Here is a 3,714-nt window from a genome sequence, read left to right on the forward strand (position 1 = left end):
GGCGCGGCATCCGGTCGCGCAGGCCGCGCCTCGGGGACGGCCACGCCGAACAGCTCCAGCGCCTCCCGCTCCAGCCGCTCCAGGTGCAGGTCCAGGCCCCGCGCCCCGCCCGCCTCGACCTGCATCGAGGTGAAGGCGCCATAGTTGGACAGCAGGACCGGGGCCAGGGTCTCGACCGTGGCCGGGACGCCGTCGATGTGCAGGACAGGCGCGATGGTCAGGCCTCCGAGGGGTTCACGAACTCTTGGACGCGGCCCGGGTTCCCGCGTCAACCTTGGCCTTAAGGTTGCGACAGGTCTGGTCAGGGTTCGTCAGCACCGCGCGGCGTCCCTTTGGGTCAGCGTCCAGGACCTCCGCATCGTCGCGGAGCTCTGAAGGATTGTGTCCCATGAGGTTGATCATCACCGGCGCCCTGTGCGCCAGCCTGACGCTGGGCGCCTGCACGACCACCCAGCGCGTCACCCCGGTGCAGCCGGGCGACCGCTCCATGAGCTGCTCCCAGCTGAGCCGCGAGTTCGAACGGCTCGATTCCGTGACCCGCGACGCCGAGCGCGACCAGGGAATCAACGTCGCCAACGTCGCCGCCGTGCTGTTCTTCTGGCCCGCGGCCGTCGGCAACTACCTGACCGCCGGCGAGGCGCGGAACCTGGTCAACGACCGGCGCGCGCACCTGATGGAGATCTACGAGAGCAAGGGCTGCCGCTAGGGCGGTCCGTCGGGCGGCGAGGCCGGATCAGGCCTCGTCGCCGTCGGTCCCGTCCGCGCCCTCGTCCACGCCTTCGTCGCCGCCGCCCGAGTCAGGCAGGCGCTCGACCGAGACCACCTTCTCGCCGTCGGCGGTGCGGAAGATGGTCACGCCCTGGCTGGAGCGACCCACGATGCGCACCTGGCCGACCGGCGTGCGGATCATCTGCCCGCCCGAGGTGACCAGCAGCAATTCGTCGGTCTCCTCCACCGGGAAGGACGCCGCCAGCCGGTCGCCCGCGCGCCCGCCCAGGCCGTGGGCCGTCAGCCCCTGCCCGCCCCGGCCCGTGCGCCGATATTCATAGGCTGAGGACCGCTTGCCGAAACCCGTCTCGGTGACCGTCAGGATGAACTGCTCGGCCGCGCCTAGCTCGGCGATGCGCTCGACCGACAGGGCGGTTTCGGCGACGGCCTCATCGTCGGCCTCGGCGGGCCCCTCGTCCTCGTCGCCCGCGGCCCGGCGCATGGCGTTGGCGTGCTTGACGTAGGCGGCGCGCTCTTCCGGCGTGGCGTCCACCCGGCCCAGCACGGCCATGGAGATGACCTCGTCCCCGGCCTGCAGGCGCACGCCCCGCACCCCGGTGGAATCCCGGCCCTTGAACACGCGGACGTCGTCGGCCTTGAACCGGATCGCCCGGCCCAGCGCGGTCGTCAGCATGACGTCGTCTTCCGCCGTGCACAGGGCGACGCCGACCATCCGGTCGCCCTCCTCCAGCTTCATGGCGATCTTGCCGGCGCGATTCACCGTGGCGAAGTCCGACAGCTTGTTGCGGCGCACGTCGCCCGAGCGGGTGGCGAACATGATGTCGTAGTTCCCCCAGTCCGCCTCGTCCTCGGGCAGGGGCAGCACGTTCATGATGCTGTCGCCGGGCTCGATCGGCAGCAGGTTGACGAAGGCCTTGCCGCGCGACTGCGGATTGCCCAGCGGCAGGCGCCAGGTCTTCAGCTTGTAGGCCTTGCCGTTGGTGGCGAAGAACAGCACCGGTGTATGGGTCGAGGCCGAGAACACGCCGACCACGGCGTCGTCCTCCTTCATCGCCACGCCCGAGCGGCCCTTGCCGCCGCGATGCTGGGTCCGATAGGCGTTCAGCGCCACGCGCTTGACGTAGCCGCCGTGGGTGACGGTGACGACCATATCCTCGCGCGGGATCAGGTCCTCGTCCTCCATCTCCCCGTCGCCCTCGCCGATCAGGGTGCGGCGCGGGATCGCGAACTCGGCCTTCACCGCCAGCAGGTCCTCGCGGATCACCGCCAGGATGTTGGCGCGGTCCGACAGCAGGGTCAGGTGCCCCTGGATCGTGCCGGCCAGCTCGCGCGCCTCGCCGAAGATGTCGTCGCGGCCCAGGCCGGTCAGGCGGCTCAGCGTCAGGGCCAGGATGGCGCGGGCCTGCTCGTCGGTCAGGCGTATCTTTTCGCCCTCGACCAGCACGGTGCGCGGGTCGGCGATCAGCTCGACCAGGGCCATCATGTCGCCGACCGGCCAGGCCTTCGCCTGCAGACGTTCGCGCGCCTCCGTCGGATCGGCCGACGAGCGGATGATGTGGATGACCTCGTCGATATTAGCCACCGCCACGGCCAGGCCGACCAGCACGTGGCCGCGGTCGCGGGCCTTGGCCAGTTCGAACTTGATGCGACGGACGACGACTTCCTCGCGGAACTCCAGGAAGGCGTCCAGCAGCTGGCGCAGGCCCATTTGCTCGGGCCGCCCGTGGTTCAGCGCCAGCATGTTGACGCCGAACGACGACTGCATGGCGGTGAAGCGCCACAGCTGGTTCAGCACCACGTCGCCCGAGGCGTCGCGCTTCAGCTCGACGACCATGCGCATGCCGTCGCGGTCGGATTCGTCGCGCACGTCGGCGATGCCGTCGATCCGCTTCTCGCGGACCAGTTCCACGATCCGCTCGATCAGGGTCTGCTTGTTGACCTGATAGGGCAGCTCGGTGACCACGATGGCCTCGCGGTCCTTGCGGATGGTCTCGATCGAGGCCTTGCCGCGCACGATCACCGAGCCGCGGCCGTCGCGCAGGGCGTTGCGGGGAGCCGTGCGGCCCATGATCTCGCCGCCGGTCGGGAAGTCGGGGCCCGGGACCAGGTCCAGCAGGGCGTCGTCCGAAACGTTCGGATCGTCCAGCAGGGCCACGCAGCCGTCGATCACCTCGCCCAGGTTATGCGGCGGGATGTTGGTCGCCATGCCGACCGCGATGCCGCCCGCGCCGTTGACCAGCAGGTTCGGGATGCGGCTGGGCAGGACGACCGGCTCCAGCTCCTTCTCGTCGTAGTTCGGCTGGAAATCGACGGTGTCCTTGTCGATGTCGGCCAGCAGGGCCACGGCGGCCGGGGCCATCCGGGCCTCGGTGTATCGCATCGAGGCGGGCATATCGCCGTCGACCGAGCCGAAATTGCCCTGGCCGTCGACCAGCATCAGCCCCATCGAGAACGGCTGGGCCATGCGCACCAGCGCCATGTAGACCGAGGCGTCCCCGTGCGGGTGGAAGCGACCCAGCACGTCGCCGACCACCCGCGCGCATTTCGAATAGGCGCGGTCGGGCGACATCTTCAGATCGTGCATCGAGTACAGGATCCGCCGGTGCACCGGCTTCAGGCCGTCGCGCGCGTCGGGCAGCGCCCGGCTCACGATCACGCTCATGGCGTAGTCGAGATACGAGCGGCGCAGCTCGTCTTCGATGGTGATGGTGGAGATGTCGCCGCCCATGGGGGGCGCGGCGTTCTGGTAGCTGTCGTCGGTCAAGGAAATCGGGCTTTAAATGGCCGGAATCGGAACGTGATCCGCTGTCTGGTTTTCTAGCAGTCTGGCCCGCCCGAAGCAAAAGAATCGCCGCCCTTTCCGGGCTTTCACACAGGGAAACCGACCATGCGTCAGAGCCTCATCGCCCTCCTCGCCGCCGCCCCCCTGGCCCTGGGGGCCGCAGGCGCTCTGGCCCAGTCCGCCCCGCCCGCCCCGGCCCCCTC

At 69.8% G+C, this 3,714-nt stretch carries 2 protein-coding genes and 1 pseudogene; 1 reads left to right on the top strand and 2 read right to left on the bottom strand.

Going from position 1 to position 3,714, the window contains the following annotated elements:
* Nucleotides 1-272: pseudogene (locus AC2W7C_RS14850) on the bottom strand (hypothetical protein); the annotation flags it as partial.
* 116 nt (nucleotides 273-388) lie between these two features.
* Here AC2W7C_RS14850 and AC2W7C_RS14855 point away from each other — a divergent pair.
* Entirely contained in the window at nucleotides 389-706 is a 318-nt protein-coding gene (locus AC2W7C_RS14855) for a hypothetical protein (protein WP_486002108.1), read from the top strand.
* 27 nt (nucleotides 707-733) lie between these two features.
* Here AC2W7C_RS14855 and gyrA read toward each other — a convergent pair whose 3' ends face one another.
* A complete protein-coding gene (gene gyrA, locus AC2W7C_RS14860; protein ID WP_486002109.1) occupies nucleotides 734-3,457 on the bottom strand; it encodes a DNA gyrase subunit A in 2,724 nt (907 codons plus the stop codon).
* Nucleotides 3,458-3,714 lie beyond the last annotated feature (257 nt).

This window comes from Brevundimonas sp. CURTG3B2_SDJG, from assembly GCF_057364705.1.